The 16,678-nt window shown below is 42.9% G+C and carries 15 protein-coding genes; 7 read left to right on the plus strand and 8 right to left on the minus strand.

What is annotated here, in order from left to right; all coding sequences use genetic code 11:
- Window positions 1-59 precede the first annotated feature (59 nt).
- From ACE5CV_RS04000 to ACE5CV_RS04030, 7 genes are all read right to left on the minus strand, one after another.
- The gene (locus ACE5CV_RS04000) at window positions 60-593 is read right to left on the minus strand and encodes a lipocalin family protein (protein WP_374948868.1); all 534 of its coding nucleotides are present in this window, start codon (window positions 591-593) and stop codon (window positions 60-62) included.
- An 88-nt stretch (window positions 594-681) separates the two neighbouring features.
- Entirely contained in the window at window positions 682-1,458 is a 777-nt protein-coding gene (gene xth / locus ACE5CV_RS04005) for an exodeoxyribonuclease III (protein WP_374948869.1), read from the minus strand.
- Between the two features lie 73 nt (window positions 1,459-1,531).
- A complete protein-coding gene (locus ACE5CV_RS04010; protein WP_374948870.1) occupies window positions 1,532-3,136 on the minus strand; it encodes a Na+/H+ antiporter in 1,605 nt (534 codons plus the stop codon).
- Between the two features lie 78 nt (window positions 3,137-3,214).
- Window positions 3,215-3,946, minus strand: a complete 732-nt coding sequence (locus ACE5CV_RS04015) for a GDSL-type esterase/lipase family protein (protein WP_374948871.1) — start codon at window positions 3,944-3,946, stop codon at window positions 3,215-3,217.
- A gap of 33 nt (window positions 3,947-3,979) precedes the next feature.
- Window positions 3,980-4,357 carry a nuclear transport factor 2 family protein gene (locus ACE5CV_RS04020; RefSeq protein WP_374948872.1) on the minus strand — a complete coding sequence of 126 codons (378 nt, stop codon included), beginning with the start codon at window positions 4,355-4,357 and terminating at the stop codon, window positions 3,980-3,982.
- Between the two features lie 59 nt (window positions 4,358-4,416).
- Entirely contained in the window at window positions 4,417-5,199 is a 783-nt protein-coding gene (locus ACE5CV_RS04025) for a polysaccharide deacetylase family protein (protein WP_374948873.1), read from the minus strand.
- A complete protein-coding gene (locus ACE5CV_RS04030) occupies window positions 5,180-6,139 on the minus strand; it encodes a glycosyltransferase family 2 protein (RefSeq protein WP_374948874.1) in 960 nt (319 codons plus the stop codon). Before ACE5CV_RS04030 ends, ACE5CV_RS04025 begins: the two co-directional genes overlap by 20 nt.
- A 151-nt stretch (window positions 6,140-6,290) precedes the next feature.
- Between ACE5CV_RS04030 and ACE5CV_RS04035 the strand changes: the two genes are divergently transcribed.
- The 6 genes from ACE5CV_RS04035 (at window position 6,291) to ACE5CV_RS04060 (ending at window position 12,810) form a co-directional block, all read left to right on the plus strand.
- Complete coding sequence (locus tag ACE5CV_RS04035; RefSeq protein WP_374948875.1) at window positions 6,291-7,493, plus strand: glycosyltransferase family 87 protein; 1,203 nt, start codon at window positions 6,291-6,293, stop codon at window positions 7,491-7,493.
- Between the two features lie 242 nt (window positions 7,494-7,735).
- Complete coding sequence (locus ACE5CV_RS04040) at window positions 7,736-9,184, plus strand: circularly permuted type 2 ATP-grasp protein (protein WP_374948876.1); 1,449 nt, start codon at window positions 7,736-7,738, stop codon at window positions 9,182-9,184.
- Between the two features lie 116 nt (window positions 9,185-9,300).
- On the plus strand, window positions 9,301-10,236 hold the full coding sequence (locus tag ACE5CV_RS04045; protein ID WP_374948877.1) for an alpha-E domain-containing protein: 936 nt from the start codon (window positions 9,301-9,303) through the stop codon (window positions 10,234-10,236).
- A 10-nt stretch (window positions 10,237-10,246) separates the two neighbouring features.
- Window positions 10,247-11,221 carry a transglutaminase domain-containing protein gene (locus tag ACE5CV_RS04050; protein ID WP_374948878.1) on the plus strand — a complete coding sequence of 325 codons (975 nt, stop codon included), beginning with the start codon at window positions 10,247-10,249 and terminating at the stop codon, window positions 11,219-11,221.
- Between the two features lie 17 nt (window positions 11,222-11,238).
- Window positions 11,239-11,958: a peptidase gene (locus ACE5CV_RS04055; RefSeq protein WP_374948879.1), complete on the plus strand. Its 720-nt coding sequence runs from the start codon at window positions 11,239-11,241 to the stop codon at window positions 11,956-11,958.
- 3 nt (window positions 11,959-11,961) lie between these two features.
- Window positions 11,962-12,810, plus strand: coding sequence for a transglutaminase family protein (locus ACE5CV_RS04060; RefSeq protein WP_374948880.1), 849 nt, complete (start codon window positions 11,962-11,964; stop codon window positions 12,808-12,810).
- Here the strand turns inward: ACE5CV_RS04060 and ACE5CV_RS04065 are convergent.
- Entirely contained in the window at window positions 12,797-14,005 is a 1,209-nt protein-coding gene (locus ACE5CV_RS04065) for a glycosyltransferase (RefSeq protein ID WP_374948881.1), read from the minus strand. The two genes, ACE5CV_RS04060 and ACE5CV_RS04065, sit on opposite strands and share 14 nt — an antisense overlap.
- Before the next feature lie 447 nt (window positions 14,006-14,452).
- Here ACE5CV_RS04065 and ACE5CV_RS04070 point away from each other — a divergent pair, with 447 nt between their 5' ends.
- Window positions 14,453-16,660 carry an ATP-binding protein gene (locus ACE5CV_RS04070; protein ID WP_374948882.1) on the plus strand — a complete coding sequence of 736 codons (2,208 nt, stop codon included), beginning with the start codon at window positions 14,453-14,455 and terminating at the stop codon, window positions 16,658-16,660.
- The last annotated feature ends 18 nt before the right edge of the window (window positions 16,661-16,678 follow it).

Genomic DNA, 16,678 nt, shown 5'->3' on the forward strand with positions numbered 1-16,678 from the left:
AAAAAGCGCCTGCTGCTACATGCAATAGGCGCTTTTTATGAGAGCTTATCTTCAGGTTATCAGACCCATTCCAGCTTGCCTATATCAAACCCTATCTTTGAAGCTGTATCTAAAAATTGTGTACGGATATGCTGCGGCACGTCAGCCTCGCGAGACAGCACCCACAGATAATCAAGATTATTTGATGATACCAAAGCATATTTATAGTCAGGATCGAGGTCAAGAATATTATAGGCCGCGTAAAACGGCCCAAAATAAGATACCTTAAGCATCCCAACATACTCGGCACCGGCAAATTTAATTTTACCGAAAGTTTCTATCCACTTATTGCTTTCTGTATTATACCCTTTAGTAATTACCTTAATAGTTCCATCCTCATTCAGGGAGTAATCTTCAGTAATGTGAATCAGGTTTTTCTCTATCCGGTTAGGCAGGCGTGCTACTTCATTCCATTTACCCATGTAAAGATTTTTGTTAAATGGCTGCACTGACTGTGCCCCTTTAGGGATATCGTCTTTAGACAATAGTGTATATGCAAGTGCCGCTACACCTGCGCCGGCGGCAGCTGCTATTAACCATTTTTCCTTTTTCATGCTTAAATAAGGCAGTGAGGCAAAATTTTGTTTGAGAGCGCTTACAACTTATGGTTCGTATACTACTAATTTTATTTATCAGCAGAAGTTAAATATCGGCCAGTTTTATCCACACCGGGCAATGATCGCTGGTTTTTTCCCAGCCACGCACTTCACGGTCAACTCCGCCGGCAAGTAACCTTTTATCCAACTGCGGACTTAGTAAAAAGTGGTCTATCCTTAAACCCGCATTGCGGCCGTAAGCGTTACGGAAATAATCAAAAAATGTGTAAATAACTTCATCCGGGTAAAGTTTACGAATGGCGTCTGTCCATCCCTGCTCAACCAACGTTTTAAAGGCCAGTCGTGTTTCCGGCCTAAACAGGGCATCGTCTACCCACCGCTCCGGCTTGTAAACATCCAGTTCGGTAGGCATAACATTGTAATCGCCGGTTATCACCACAGGCAATTCCCGGGCTAATAAATCTGATGCATGCTGGTTAAGGCGTTCAAACCAGTTCAGTTTATAATCAAACTTAGGGCCAGGTGCCGGGTTGCCATTAGGCAGGTACAGGCAACCTATTATCACGTCATTTACAATAGCCTCAATATAGCGGCTGTGCTCGTCATCAGGGTCACCAGGCAGGCCGCGCCTCAACTCCTGGATAGGCATATCCTTTGCGAGAATAGCTACGCCGTTCCAACTTTTCTGGCCATGCCATATAGCGTTATACCCGGCATCCTTTATAGCTTGCTCCGGAAATTTGTCCTGCGGGGCTTTTAACTCCTGCAGGCAGGCAACATCGGGCTGCGTTTCTTCAAGCCAGCGCAATAACACCGGTAAGCGGCCATTTACACCATTAACATTATAAGTTGCTATCTTCATTGTTAGTTAAACCTAAAGTTTGAGTAAATTAGCAATTGTTTTTTTATTAAAGATGCGCCGTAATGCCTGATTTTTATTCGCTGTCTTCTTTCAACCCTTCTTCTTCAAGATCTAAGCGGTTTTCTATCAGGCGAATAATATCGTCATCATATTCATCTTTTTTGCGAAAGGTGTGAAGTTTTGAGCGTTCATGCTCAATTACGTCTGTCATCACTAACTTAAAACGTTCTATCAGTTTATTAGCGCTTACCTTTTTCCGTGTATTATTAACCGAACTACCGTACAACTCAACTTTATATTTAAGTACTTCTAATTTATTTTGCAGCAGGCGGTTTACCTTTAAATCAGCAGGATAATCGTTGTTAATTTTATCTACGGCTACCGTAAGTAACTGCAGCTCTATTTCGAGGGTTTGCTGGTCGTCTTCCTTTTCGTCGGTGATGTTTTCGGGCTTCAGGCGCCGGATGAGCCATGGCAGCGTAAGCCCCTGGCAAACCAGTGTTACAACAATTACAATAAAGGTGATGAACAGGATGAGGTTGCGGTTAGGGAACGCATGGTTGTTTACAAGAAGCGGTATTGATAAGGCCGAAGCCAGTGAAACCACACCGCGCATACCTACCCAGCTTACAATAGTTGGATTTCGCCATCCGGGTTTGCTTGCCGCAACCGTGATATATTTGCTGATAAAGCTGGTGAACCACGACGAGAACCATCCCGATAGCATCCTTATCACTATAACCACTGCGGTAATGATTAACGCTATTTTAAAAGCATCTAAAAGAAATTCACTTTTAATGCCACTAACAATGTCTGGCAGTTGCAGCCCTATCACAAAAAATACAACAGCATTGAGTATGAACACGATAGATGGCCACACAGCGTTGGAGCGAAGGCGGCTGCTATGGGTTAACACAAAATGATTTTTGTAGGAAATAAATAAGCTACCGGTAACTACAGCCAATACACCGGATGAATGTAATTCCTCTGCCGTTATATACATGATGTAAGGCAATACCAGTGAAAATGCGATATCCAGGTTAGATGTAGTGGGCAGCCATTTATAAATAGCATAAAATATAAGGCCCAATATCAGGCCTATGCCAATACCTGATACAGTTACGAAGATAAACCCCGAGGCGGCATTGAACCAACTGAAGTTACTGCTGATGATAGCAGCCAGTGCAAACCTGAACAGCGTTAAACTGGTTGCATCGTTAAGCAAGCTTTCGCCTTCTAAAATAGACACCATGCTTTTTGGCATCTTTACAAATTGTAATACCGATGTGGCTGCAGCAGCATCGGGAGGGGATATAATGGCACCGAGTAAAAAACCTTGCGCCAATGTAAAGCCAGGGATAAGCGCATAGCTTACAAAAGCAACAGCTGTTGCGGTAAGTAAAACATAGCCAAGTGCCATTACTGTAATAATGCGCCGCCATTTCCAAAGGGCTTTCCATGAGGTGTTTTGGGCGGCGTCAAAAAGTATTGGCGGTAATATTACCAGGAACACCAGGTCGGGGTCGATATGAATACCCGGAATACCGGGGATAAAACCTGCACCCAATCCGGCTATCACCAAAAATATCGGGTAAGCTATCTTTAGCTTATTGGCTACCAAAACCAGGAAGGATACGCTGAGGATAAGCCCCAGGCAAAGCATCAAAATTTCATGCATGTAACGGCTCTTTTTAATTCAACTGAACATTGCAATAAATGTTCATTAAAGTAAATATACATAAAAGACCATGAGCTATCAGGGTTTTAGCGCTCTGGCAATTGCTTCATCAGTAATTTTGGCCATTACCTGATAGCCGGCCGCATTGGGATGTACGCCATCGGTAGTTAATTCGGCTTTCTGGCCATCGCGGCTATCGGCAAAAGGCGTAAAATAATCCAGCAGGATAAGGTGCTGCTTAGTCGCATAAGCCTTTATCAACTTATTTAAAGCGATAATGCTCTGTGCCGGGCGCAGCTCTTTGCGCCATGGATATTCAAAAACAGGCAAATAAGCACACAAGATCACTTTTATGTGGTTAGCCCGCGCCAGTTCTGTCATCGATTTAATGTTATCCATTATCGCCTCATTGGTAACATGGCCGGTTGAACCGGCAATATCATTACTCCCCGCCAGTATGATAACAACCTTGGGGTTCAGGTCGATCACATCCTGCCGAAAGCGGACCAGAAGTTGAGGAGAAAGCTGCCCGGCAATGCCCCTATCCAAATAATTTTGGTGATCTGCAAAATATTGCGGCACTTTTTGTTTCCAGAATTCAAATATTGAACTGCCTAAAAACACAACGCGCTTTTCTGCTGCGCCCGGAGCGGGGAGCGCTTTATTTTCGGCAGCGTAATGATGCAGGTTTGCCCAGTCGTCTTTAAAATCTTCCTTTACAATAGTTGTTTGCCTTACCGAATCGGGCTTTTGCTGTGCAAAAGCAGAAACACAAAATAATAGCGTGGGGATCAGGATCACTAACTTCATAATAAACAAGTTGGTGCGGCAAGTTACAGGAATTTAGCTAACGTCTGTCAGTTCGATGATCTTAGCGGCCTCAAATTTAAAAATTGACTTCCCGGTCATTTCCAGTATATCGCCCGGATTTAAGCCGTTTGGCAAACTAACAGCCAGGGTGGCCTTGTAATGAATATCAACGGTTACACTGTTATCCGAATGGCTTACAGCAGTTATCGTTTGTTTACGGCTGGTAAAAACTTGAAGAGCGTTAGTAGCCTGCTGTTTAAATTCGGTTAAACCATTCAAGGTCATATCCACATTGCCATTGCTCACGTTTTTGAAGACAATATCCGGATGTAAATGAAATACCATGCCCTCTACATCCATTTTGTTGTAGGCATCAATATAGCTTGTAACAATTTGTTCTTTCTGATCCATACTTTGTGTTGATCAAAAATAATAATTACTGCAATAGCTTCACTTAATTTAAAAGAATATCAGGAAGCCAGTTCCGCAGCGAAGTATTGCTGGATGGTGCCAAATGTTAAACCACGTTTTTGCGCATTTTGAATAAAGCCGTCAAGGCGATTGATAAACGGCTTGCCCGAATTTCTCGAGATATAGCCGGGAATACCAAAACGCTCTTTATTATGCAGATTGGTAAACTCCCAGGGATGAAAATAGATATTTAAGTATCCGTCCTTTTTGTGGGTGCGAATGCTTAGCCAGTTTATTATGGTCATAGGCAAATTATGAAAACTAAGCCAAAACAGCGGGAACCTTATGACCGGTGATACGGATGACGGTAACTGCAGTACACCCTGCTCATGATAAAAGGTTCGCGATACGTTTAAGTTATTATACCTGCCTGGTAACCATGTTGGGTTGATTGATGAGTTGTAACTGTAGCCGCTTTTTTTGATCTCCAGCACGTCGACAGGCATCATCCGCGCCATGCGGAAGCCTTTTACCGGCAAGCCCGTAAGTTTCTCTAATGCCTCTCTCGACTCCAGCAGGTGCCGGTTCTCGAATGCTGAATGGTAATAGCCATGTGAGGCAACTTCATGACCGGCGGCTACAATTTTGGCAACAACATCCGGCTGATTGAGCGCGTAGTTAGCTGTTATAAAAAAAGTGGCTTTTATAGCATTACGCGCTAAAAGTTCCAGTATTGCTAATGTGCCTTCCGTAGATATGGATAATTGCTCTGTAAAAGGTATTTGCTTTCCGTACTCGAGCGGAAGATCAAATTCCTCTACATCAAAGCTTAATAAGATCATTCCCGGTTTTTACAAAGTTAGTTGAGCGTATGATATAATTAGGCCGTTGCTTGGCTTGCATAAATAATTTGCCAAGATACATGCCTATAACGCCCAATACAAACAGCTGCAGCCCGCCAAAAAATGCTACTGTTGCAATTATGGATGCCCAACCCGATGCGGTTGTGTAGCCGAAAAAGAAATAGCTGATGAACACGTAAGGAATATATAATACTGAAAACAACGAAAAGAATAAACCTATCCCTGTAACAGCATAAAGTGGCCTTACACTAAAAGACATCATGCTATTCACTGCCAGCTTAACCAGGTTGAAAAATGAATAGCTTGCATCGCCTGTTAACCTTTCTGACGGAATGTAGGGAATTGCCTTTTGTTTAAAGCCCACCCATTTAACCATCCCCCTGAAAAATATTTCGTGCTCGTCCATCTGCTTCAATTCATCAACTACTTTCCTGTCCAGCAGCCTAAAATCGGCAATGCCGTTCTCCAGCTCGATATCCGACAGCATGTTGATACCTTTATAAAACATTTTTGACGAAAAACGCTGGTAACTGCTAACGTGCGCATTGGCTTCTGCCCTGTAAGTGTAAACCACATCGTAATCCATCTCCCAGTAACGGATCAACTCTTTGATCATTTCCGGCGGATGTTGCATGTCGGCATCCATGGTAATAACCGCATCACCGGCAGCAACTTCAATTCCTGCCTGTAAAGCATGGTCTTTCCCAAAGTTGCGCGAAAGCTCCACATACCTTACGCATGAATGGATCTCTGCCTGTATCTTTATTTCATTAAGGGTGTTATCTTTACTGCCGTCGTCAACAAAAATATATTCATAAAAATAGTCGGTTGATGCCAGTACTTTTTGAAGTTCATTAACAAGAGGATGAATGTTATTCTGCTCATTATGTGCAGGTATAACAACTGATATTCGCTTCATTAAATTAATTCTGGAAATGATTGTAATAGTTATGTTACAATATTAATACATATTTTCAATAACTGTCAAATTTCTGTTACAGAAACGTATAACTTTACAGATTTGTAACAAATATTAATTAAAGGATAAATCCTTACCTATTTAATAATTAATGACTAAAAAATTCGCCCGGTTAAGCGGTTACCATTGGACCTGCATCTTGTATTTTGCCGTTGCCCTTTTTTGCTGGCAGCTAAAATATTTCAAGCATATAGATAATAACTACCTTATTTTCCGCACCTCATATTATCACTTTAAAGATCATCTGAACCTTTACCTGGAATACCCCAAAGAATATTATGATATATTCATTTATGGCCCTGCTTTTACTTTGCTGATAGCCCCTTTGGCACTAATGCCCGAAGGCTGGGGTTTCTTCTTTTGGGAAGTGGGTAATGCGGCAGCATTTCTGCTGGCAATACACCTGTTGCCATTCAACAATAAAATAAAAACGTCCATCCTATTGCTTTGCGTTATCGAGTTTGCAAATGCATCGCACTATATGCAATTTAACCCCATTATAGCGGCAATCATAATTATCAGCTTTGTAATGGTTAAAAAGCAAAAGGAGCAATACGCTACCCTGCTTACCGTGTTTGGAACACTAATGAAACTTTACCCAATAGCCGGGTTGGCTTTCTTCGTTTTCTCTAAAAACAAGCTAAAGTTTATAGGCTGGTCGGTAGTTTGGCTGGGTGTGTTACTGGTGTTGCCGGCAATTATTTCGGGCCCGCAGTTTTTGCTGCAAAGCTATCACGATTGGTTTACTGCCCTAACTGCCAAAAGCAATTTAAATGAAACCTTAACCAGCGGGCAGGACTGGTGCATAATGGGTGTTGCCCGTCGCTTAACGCAAAATGCCGCCTTGCCTAACTGGCCATTTTTCTTATTCGGGGTTGCTATTTTCGGCGGGGCGCTGCTTAGGTTTAAGCAATATGCTTCGTTAAAATTCCAGCTCCAGGTAATGTGTTCGGCACTACTAATGGTAGTACTGTTCAGCACCGGGTCCGAGCATCCTACCTTTATTATTGCTACGGCAGGCGCAGTTATTTATATCATGATGCAGCGCAAACCTTTTACAACATTCAATATCGTAATGCTGGTTTTATTATTGGTAATAACCGGACTTGGACCTTCAGACGCCTTCCCGCGCCCGGCAAGGGTATTTATGCAAAACTATGCTATCAAAGCCTGGCCGTGTATAATTATATGGGTTATCCTAAGCTATGAGTTGTTGTTTAAAAATTTCCTGACAGATGATATCCCTGTCGATTCAATTGATGTAACGTGGCAGAAGGCTGGTATTAAACAATAAAACATATGAACATCGGCTACTAACAGTTGTTACTATAGCGCAATCAACTGACAGCAGTTAAAAGGATATTACTTTTCGTTGGCCTAAACCTTATCAAACCTATTACATTTGGTTTTTGTTAATGATATTGTCATTAATTGCGTAATATTTTTCATAAATTACCAAAATATCAGCATTATTAATTCCAACTGTATACATTTCTGTTATAAATGCATATAAATTTAAAAAACACTTAGAATTCTATGTATAAATCGCAACATTTTGAAAATTACAATTCAATAAGCGGTGTATGGGACGAGATGTATAGCGAAAGCAGCATTGTACGTGATCATTATAAGAAGGTAATGGAATATTTATCTCTGGAATCCCCGGATGACCTTGGAAAAAAAGAAGAATTGGCAAAAAGGTTGTTTATGACGCAAGGGATTACCTTTACGGTGTACAATAGCGGCGAAGGGATCGAAAAAATATTCCCTTTTGACATCATACCACGCGTTATCACTGCCAGCGAATGGTCTTTTATTGAAAAAGGCATTAAACAAAGGCTTACAGCTCTTAATCTGTTTCTTAAAGATATTTATCATAACCAATTTATTGTTAAGGACGGTATCGTACCGATAGACATTATTTATTCCTGCCCGCATTTCCTGCGTGAGATGTATCAGTTAGATGTTCCCTATGACGTTTATGTCCATATTGCCGGCATCGACCTGATACGTGATCACGATGGTACTTTTTATGTGCTGGAAGATAACCTGCGTACACCATCCGGCGTAAGTTATATGCTGGAGAACCGTGAGATAACCAAACGCCTTTTTCCGGATCTGCTACCAAATTGCGGCGTCAGGAGCGTTACTGAATACCCCTCCATCCTCTATAAAAACCTGCTTTCGTTATCGCCCAGGCAAATAAGTAACCCGACTATCGTGTTGCTTAGTCCGGGTATCTATAATTCCGCATATTTTGAGCATACAACCCTTGCCCGCCTTATGGGTGTAGAATTGGTTGAGGGCCGCGATCTGGTTGTAAATAACCACAAGGTTTACATGAAAACCACAACAGGCCTGCAGCAAGTGGATGTTATTTATCGCCGGGTAGATGATGAGTTTCTGGATCCGCTGGTGTTTAATCCTCAAAGCGTATTAGGCGTGGCCGGGCTTATGGGTGCGTACCGTAAGGGTAACGTAGCAATAGTAAATGCTATTGGTAACGGCGTTGCAGATGATAAAGCCACATACATTTATGTGCCCGACATGATCAAATATTATTTGAACGAAGAGCCGCTGCTTAAAAATGTACCTACGCACCGCCTGAGCAATAAGGACGAGCGCGACCATGTATTTAAGAACATTAATACCATGGTGGTTAAAAAAACCAATGAAAGCGGTGGTTACGGAATGTTAATGGGCCATGCTTCAACCGAAGAAGAAATTGAAAAATACAAATTGGAAATTTTAAAAGACCCCCGAAATTTTATCGCGCAGCCAACCATCAGTCTATCGGCTGCGCCATGCTATATTGGTGGGGCACTCCAGCCAAGGCGCATCGATTTAAGGCCTTATGCCCTATGCGGCCCGGATGGTATCGAGATTGTGCCGGGCGGCCTAACCCGGGTGGCACTTAAAGAAGGGTCGCTGGTGGTTAACAGTTCGCAAGGCGGGGGCAGCAAGGATACATGGGTGCTGACCTAAGTAAATACTAATGAACAGTGAATGCGGAATGATCAACACTAAGTTGCCATCATATCCGGGATATAGATTTTCCAAGTCGACATTGAAAGTTAAATGTTAGCAATTAATTCAAGATAATGTTAAGTAGGGTAGCTGCAAGTTTCTATTGGTTAAGCCGTTACATCGAGCGGAGCGATGGTATCCTAAGGATGCTAAAGATTAACTACGCTTCATCGCAGGATTCGGTTGAGGGATTTTCGTGGGAACCCGTGATCCGGATTTTTTCCGGGCCTGATGAAGAGTTGATGAAACGGTTAAACAACGACAGCCGGTCGGTTTTAAAGTATATGGTGATCGACAGGGAGAATAACAATTCCATCCTCAACATCATCACCCTGGCGCGCGAGAATGCCCGCAGCGTACAGGAGCATATCCCGAAGGATCTTTGGCAGTGCCTTAACGAATATTATCATACCGTAAAAGAACCGCGCATAGCATCGGGGCTTAAAAAGGATGACCCGATAGGCGTGCTTGATATATTAATAAAACAGGTTATGCTTTACTACGGTACAGCCGAAATAACGATGGAGCGCGGCCAGGGCCGCAGTTTCATGAATATTGGCAAATATCTGGAGCGCGCTATCCAATCGATAGATATTTTAGATGTTAAGTACGGGCCGCTAAACGCCAACCCTAACCTGCTTACCGACATTACCTACTGGAAGCACCTGCTTCTGTCGATAGGCGGCTATGAACTTTATCAGAAAACGTATAGGGATGGTTTGGAAGCGCAGAATGTACTGGAGCAGGTTATCCTGAATAATGATTTCCCCCGGTCGGTGATCTACTCGGTAAACAACATCCAGCGGTATTTCGACAGGCTAAAGAATAACAGTAATGTGAATGACTATCGGGAAATCTCTTTCCAAATTGGCAAACTACAAAGCAACATTAAGTACAGTTCTGTAAAAAGTATTAGTCAGGAGGGCTTGCACCAGTACCTTATCCGCGTAAAGGATGATCTGTACCAGATAGGTAACCAATTAAATGAATATTATTTCGCCAACTCTTAGTTCAAACACCATGCCCGAATTTAAAATACAGCATATTACCAAATACTCTTACGATAATTTTGTGCGTGATAGCGCCAATAAGATTATCCTGTTCCCTATTGTTGATATTTACCAGGATGTGGTGAAGCATGATTTAACCATAACCGGCAACCCGCAGGTTGATACCTATGTAGATTATTACGGCAACGAGGTAGGCAGCTTTACTTACACCGAACGGCACAACCAGCTTATTATTAATTCGCAGTTACTTGTAAATACCCATGCCAGGCCCCTGCCCGTTGATAATATGTTTGCAGCCGAACAGTGGAACGAACTGTATAACCTGCGCTACATTGTACCTTACATTGACTTTTTGAAGCAGGAATATTTTGAAGGACTAACTGAATTGCAGCCCGTTGTTGAGAACGAGCGCAAAACCGAAGATACACCATATCATACCGCCCTTAAATTTTGCCAGTATGTATACAAAAATTTTGAATACATAAAGGGCGTAACCACCGTTGAAACCACCCTCGACGAGATATGGCAAATAAAAGCCGGTGTTTGCCAGGATTTTGCACACCTGCTAATGGTGATGCTGCGCCTGGTGGGTATCCCCGCCCGGTATGTAAGCGGATACATTTGCCCTAACCGCGACGGCATGAGAGGCGAAGGCGCCACCCATGCATGGGCAGAAGCTTACATACCGGGATACGGCTGGTTAGGGATAGACCCAACCAACAATTGTGTTGCTAATGAAATGCACGTGCGGCTGGCTGTGGGCCGCAATTTTTCTGATTGCTCACCTGTAAAGGGCGTATATAAGGGCTCAGCAAATCATAAGCTGGAGGTATCTGTTTCGGTAGGTTATGAGGACAATCATTTGCCGCAGGAAAAAGATATATTTACCGAATCGACCTTTCGTAAACCGGCTGCAACACCATCAAGAAACAGTTACGCCAGGTACATGGAAATTGTGCAGCAGCAACAACAGCAGCAGCAATAACGGTTATATAAAGCAACATGACGTACTGTTTAGGAATTAAAGTTAAAGAAGGATTGATAGCCCTTGCCGATACCCGCATCACCACTGGCACAGATACTACCGTTAAAAAAAAGATAAGCATTTTGCAGCGCGAAAATTCGGCAATGTTTATCATGACAAGCGGGTTGCGTTCGGTGCGCGACAAAGCGATAGTTTACTTTGATGAGCTATTGGAAACTTCCGATTTCAGTAAGCTTTACCAGGCAGTGAACGCTTTTGGCCAGCAAGTACGCCGTGTTGCCAATGAGGACAGGGCGATCTTAGAAAAAGCCGGCTTTAAGTTCGACCTGAACACCATCATTGGCGGCCAGTTAAAGGATGATGACGAGCACAAACTTTTTTTGCTCTATCCGGAAGGCAATTGGGTTGAACTGGGCCTTGGCGCACCCTTTGTAGTAATAGGCAACTCCGGGCATGGCAAGGCCATATTGAACCGTACGATTGACGAGGACTCGGATATGAAACTTGCCTTGAAGGCCGGCTTTCTATCGTTCGATTCTACCAGGGTGAGCAGCAACAATGTCGATTTTCCGATAGATGTAGCACTATATAAAAAGGATAGCTTTGAGATTGTAGAGCAACGTTATACACAAAAGGATCTGGAAGATATATCGGCACAATGGGCCGAAGAACTAAAAAGTGCACTCATGAACATCCCAGGCGAATGGATGGAAAAAGCGTTTAACAAACTACATTAGAAGATGAAATTCAGCGTATCGGCCGAGATTGATTACGAAGTGAAAGCGCCAAGCACGCTGATATTAAACGTACATGCTTTACGTACCGGCCACCAAAACATCCTGGATGAGCAATTACAGATAAGCCCGGATGTACGGGTAGACGAACTGGCTGCAACCAATGGCGAGAACCGCTTTATCCGCCTGGACATACCAAATACTGGCCCTATCAGCATACGGTATCAAGCTACGGTTGATAATTATTACGAAGTAAAAAACCACTCTAACGTTGATGAGATCCCCGTAAGCAAGTTTGATCCGTCTGTTTTAACTTACCTAAACCCCAGCCGGTATTGCCAAAGCGACAAGCTGTACCGCCTGGCCAACAATACATTCGGCAATATCCGTACGTCATTTGAACAGGTTTTTGCTGTTACAGACTGGATCCATAAAAATGTAGAGTATTTGAGCGGGTTTACCAATTCAGAAACATCGGCCTATGATACCGTAACCCAGCAGGCAGGGGTTTGCCGCGATTTTGCCCACCTGGGTATAGCGCTGTGCCGCGCACTTACGATACCCGCACGCTATTTTACCGGTTATGCTTACCAGCTAAACCCGCCCGATTTTCATGCTTGTTTTGAGGCTTATTTAGGTGGCGACTGGGTGCTGTTTGATGCTACCCGGCTAATTCCTTTAAATGGATTGGTAAAGATTGCTACCGGCCGCGATGCTGCAGACGCGGCAATTGCCAGCATTTTTGGCGATGTATTTTGCACCAACATCAGGGCAGCCTGCACGTACGTAGATGAGCAGCCTTTTAAGCCCATTTATTATACCCGGTCGATATTTGACGGCGTTACTTACCTGTAGGATAAAGCTCGGCTTCGGTTTGCAGAATGGCTGCAGATAACTCCTCGCCCCGATGGTGCCACGTGTTTCCATTCGCTACAGCAATACGGGCTTGCTGCTTCTCGTGTGTATTACCTTCTATCTCAGCTTTAACGCTTTCCAGGAAATCCTCTTTAGTGTCCGCTAACTTAATGATCTGCTTAAAATCGGTCATATCCCCAAAATTGGCACTGATAACCGGTAACCCTGCGGCAAGATATTCGTTGATCTTCATCGGGTAAATCCCCTCAGTAAGTTTATCCTTTACATACGGAATAATGGCCACCGAAAAAGTTTTCAGGTATGATGGCAGTTCCTCAGGGTTTCTGGGGCCGGCTAAGGTAACGTTAGGATAGCTATTTAGCAGTTCGGCGCCTTCTTCTTTAAGCGTCCGCCCTACAAATATAAATTGCGCATCGGGCATGTTCTCTATCAAATAGGTTACAATGTCATAATCCATCCGGTAATCAATTGTACCAACAAAACCCACTACTTTTTTTGTCGTATCAATATTGCTGTTTTGCCCTTTGGCAAACAGTTCGGCCTTAACGGCATTCTTTACAATAAAACAGCGCTTGGTATATGGCTTCTTGCTTTCATACAAACCTTTCGAGCTAACTATCGTAGCATCTGCCATCGGTAAAAATTGCTCCTCCATGCGTTCGCCATGGCGGCGCAGCCAGGAGTTTGCACCTTTAATTTCATCGTAACAATGATAGATCAGCACCCGCTCTTTAAAGTCACGTGCGGTCATCACCCCCATAGCCGGATTAAAAGATGTGAAGTTGATCAGATCATGGTTCATATCCAGTTTACGTAACGCTTTACGCACCGCAATACGCAGCAACATCGCGTTGTACCTAATCATCATATCGTAAGCGACACCCTTTGGCAAGAAGCTTACGGGGAAGGCAAGCGGCGGGGTGAGCATATAAACAATACCGCCATTCTCGGTCTTAATTTCTTTTAACCGGTTTTTTAAACCGAACACCATTTTGAAATCAACAGGTGGTTTGTTTTGTACGCCGGCTAAAGCGTCTTTGTAGGTATGGGCATTATCAACAAACAGTATTTTATTGGTAGCCGATAATACTTTCATCAATTCTACAACCGGCTTAATATAATTGCCGTGCCACTCGGTACCACTAATGCACAATAAATTTCGGTTTTTTAACATACCTGATATATTGTCGCTAAAGTAGTACATAACAGCATGATTTTAAACGTTTATCAATTAAAAAATGCTAATAGTTTAAAAGTGTTAGTAAACGTTATATTCCGTTAAATAATTAAGTGTTAACCCTACACATATGAGCCCTCAATTGACACTGAATGTCTGATACGGACAAAGACGAAAAGCATTACCAAGAGGCATTAATCCGGCTGATAAAGCGGATGATAAGTGCAAGTTCAATGACACTGTCGGCCAAATATTTAAATTGGTTGAAATAGAAGCGCTGGCCCTGGTGATTAAATTATAGGCGATAAATAATTTATAAAATTCTGCAGAAACAAAAACCATTTAAGGAATTGCTACGTAACCACAAAAAGCAAAACAATAATGTTTAAACACTAATATTTTTTTGTTGAACAATTGCTATATTAAGATCGTATAAATTGATAAATGGAAAGCAGAAGCCCTTCAAACATTACAGCTATATCAACCCTGCTTGATGATGCTTATGCAAACCGTATTCATAACCTAAATTATAGCGTAAAGCTGGCTAACCAGGCACTGGCATTAAGCAGGGCAGGCAATAACACTGCCCTTATTGGCAAAAGTCTTAACCAGCTATCCCTGTTCTATATGATCCGTGGCGCCTATAAACGGGCTGTAGCAATGGCTAAAGAAGCCATTGAGTGTTTTACCGAACTGGGCGACGAAAAAGGCATAGCCGATGCCAAATACAGTATAGCCGGGGTTTATTATAAAACCGACAATTATCACCTGGGACTTATCCACCTGTTTGATTGCTTGGCCACTTACCAAAAGTTTAACGATTATCACAATCAGGCGCGTGCCCATAAATCACTTGGCACCATCTATGAATACTTCGGTGATCCTAAGAACGCCTTACGATCATATGAAAGCGCTATAACCGCCGCTCAGAAAGTAAACGACCATAACCTTATTTCAAACGTTTATAACCCCTTATCGGGCATTTATCTTAAGCAAAACAAGGTGGCAAAAGCCATGCGGGTGATAGAGCAATCGATATCTATGAAAGCCAAAACCGGTGATATTCGCGGTTTGGCTTTTGCGTTTTATGGCCGTGCAAAGGTGCATGCCCATATGGGCAGCTTTGAAGAAGCAGAGAACGACTTTAAAAATGCGATAGAGATACATATTAACGCCGGCGAAAAACTTGGGCAGGGAATGGCCTATCATAAAATGGGTGCCCTTTATATTGCAATGGGCCGGTATGATCGGGCTAAAGAAATGCTTAAAAAAGGCCTTGAGTTTAGTGATAGGTACAACATCGCTATTATTAAATTCAAGTGCAATTATCTGCTTTACCAGATCAGCAAACTGGAGAACGATGTTGAGAAATCGTTAGAGTATCTGGAACTATACCTGCACCAGAAAGAAGCGGTTATTAATACGCAAACCTTAAAGGTGATAGAAAATTACGAGCTGATCACCCGGATGGAATCGATGGAGCAGGAAGCCCGCCTGCAGAAGGAAAAAGCCGCCATTGTTGAAAAGCAGGAACGTGCCGAGCAATCTGCCCGGATGAAGCAGGAGTTTCTGTCGACCATGAGCCATGAGATCCGTACGCCGCTTAATGCTGTTACCACCATCACATCATTGATTACCGAAAAAGAAGCGTATGATGATGAATTGATGGAATCATTAAAATATGCATCAAATAGCTTACTGCTCGTAATAAACGATATCCTTGATTTCACAAAGCTCGATACCGGTAAAGTGGAGATAGAAAATAAGCCTTGCCCCTTTGGCAGTTTGCTCGACCGGATCATAAAAACCTACAAAACACTTGCGCATAAAAAGGGAATAGAACTTTTATTAAATATCGACCCTACCCTGTGCGACTGTTACGATCTGGACGAAACTAAACTATCACAGATATTAGGGAACCTCATTAGCAACGCCGTAAAATATACGGACAGTGGCAGTGTAACGGTTTCCGTTAAAAAAACACTGGCCGGCACCAGTGCCGATACCTTATGTTTTAGCGTAACAGATACCGGTACAGGCATCCCTGAAGAGTTTTTTGAAGAGATCTTTGAAACTTTTTCGCAGCCAAAATCTATCACCACGCGTAAGCAGGGTGGCAGTGGCCTGGGGCTGGCTATCGTAAAAAGGCTCACCGCGCTTTACAACAGCGAGGTTAAAGTGCAAAGCAAGCTGGGTGAGGGTTCAATGTTTAGCTTTGATTTGGTACTAAAACGTGGCAATTCCACACCTGTAACAACTCCCCCGGCGCAAGCCGATCTGAAAGGTAAAACCGTTTTGCTTGCCGAAGACAATTTGATCAACGCCATGGTAGCCCGCAAACTACTATCCAACTGGGGTATGGTGTCTGAGCATGCCTTAAACGGCTTACAGGCAGTTGAAAAAGCACAGCTTAAAGCATTTGATTTTATTTTGATGGATATCCACATGCCTGAAATGAACGGGTATGATGCGGCAGCTACTATCCGCAGCGGTGATAACCCTAATTGCCAAACGCCGGTATTTGCGCTTACTGCAGATATCACTGCCGAAAATAATGATGAGTACAAAGGTTATTTTGACGGCTTTTTGCGCAAACCGATAGAAATTGAGCGCCTGCATACTGCGCTGTCACAGGCGTTAGCCGTTAAATAAAATTATAAATCACCACAC

It is taken from the genome of Mucilaginibacter sp. (assembly GCF_964263795.1).
Taxonomy (GTDB): domain Bacteria; phylum Bacteroidota; class Bacteroidia; order Sphingobacteriales; family Sphingobacteriaceae; genus Mucilaginibacter.

Bases quoted from the DNA above. Each gene is read 5' to 3' on its own strand.
- ACE5CV_RS04000 (WP_374948868.1), bottom strand. From the start codon at position 593: ATGAAAAAGGAAAAATGGTTAATAGCAGCTGCCGCCGGCGCAGGTGTA.
- xth (WP_374948869.1), bottom strand. From the start codon at position 1,458: ATGAAGATAGCAACTTATAATGTTAATGGTGTAAATGGCCGCTTACCG.
- ACE5CV_RS04010 (WP_374948870.1), bottom strand. From the start codon at position 3,136: ATGCATGAAATTTTGATGCTTTGCCTGGGGCTTATCCTCAGCGTATCC.
- ACE5CV_RS04015 (WP_374948871.1), bottom strand. From the start codon at position 3,946: ATGAAGTTAGTGATCCTGATCCCCACGCTATTATTTTGTGTTTCTGCT.
- ACE5CV_RS04020 (WP_374948872.1), bottom strand. From the start codon at position 4,357: ATGGATCAGAAAGAACAAATTGTTACAAGCTATATTGATGCCTACAAC.
- ACE5CV_RS04025 (WP_374948873.1), bottom strand. From the start codon at position 5,199: ATGATCTTATTAAGCTTTGATGTAGAGGAATTTGATCTTCCGCTCGAG.
- ACE5CV_RS04030 (WP_374948874.1), bottom strand. From the start codon at position 6,139: ATGAAGCGAATATCAGTTGTTATACCTGCACATAATGAGCAGAATAAC.
- ACE5CV_RS04035 (WP_374948875.1), top strand. From the start codon at position 6,291: ATGACTAAAAAATTCGCCCGGTTAAGCGGTTACCATTGGACCTGCATC.
- ACE5CV_RS04040 (WP_374948876.1), top strand. From the start codon at position 7,736: ATGTATAAATCGCAACATTTTGAAAATTACAATTCAATAAGCGGTGTA.
- ACE5CV_RS04045 (WP_374948877.1), top strand. From the start codon at position 9,301: ATGTTAAGTAGGGTAGCTGCAAGTTTCTATTGGTTAAGCCGTTACATC.
- ACE5CV_RS04050 (WP_374948878.1), top strand. From the start codon at position 10,247: ATGCCCGAATTTAAAATACAGCATATTACCAAATACTCTTACGATAAT.
- ACE5CV_RS04055 (WP_374948879.1), top strand. From the start codon at position 11,239: ATGACGTACTGTTTAGGAATTAAAGTTAAAGAAGGATTGATAGCCCTT.
- ACE5CV_RS04060 (WP_374948880.1), top strand. From the start codon at position 11,962: ATGAAATTCAGCGTATCGGCCGAGATTGATTACGAAGTGAAAGCGCCA.
- ACE5CV_RS04065 (WP_374948881.1), bottom strand. From the start codon at position 14,005: ATGTTAAAAAACCGAAATTTATTGTGCATTAGTGGTACCGAGTGGCAC.
- ACE5CV_RS04070 (WP_374948882.1), top strand. From the start codon at position 14,453: ATGGAAAGCAGAAGCCCTTCAAACATTACAGCTATATCAACCCTGCTT.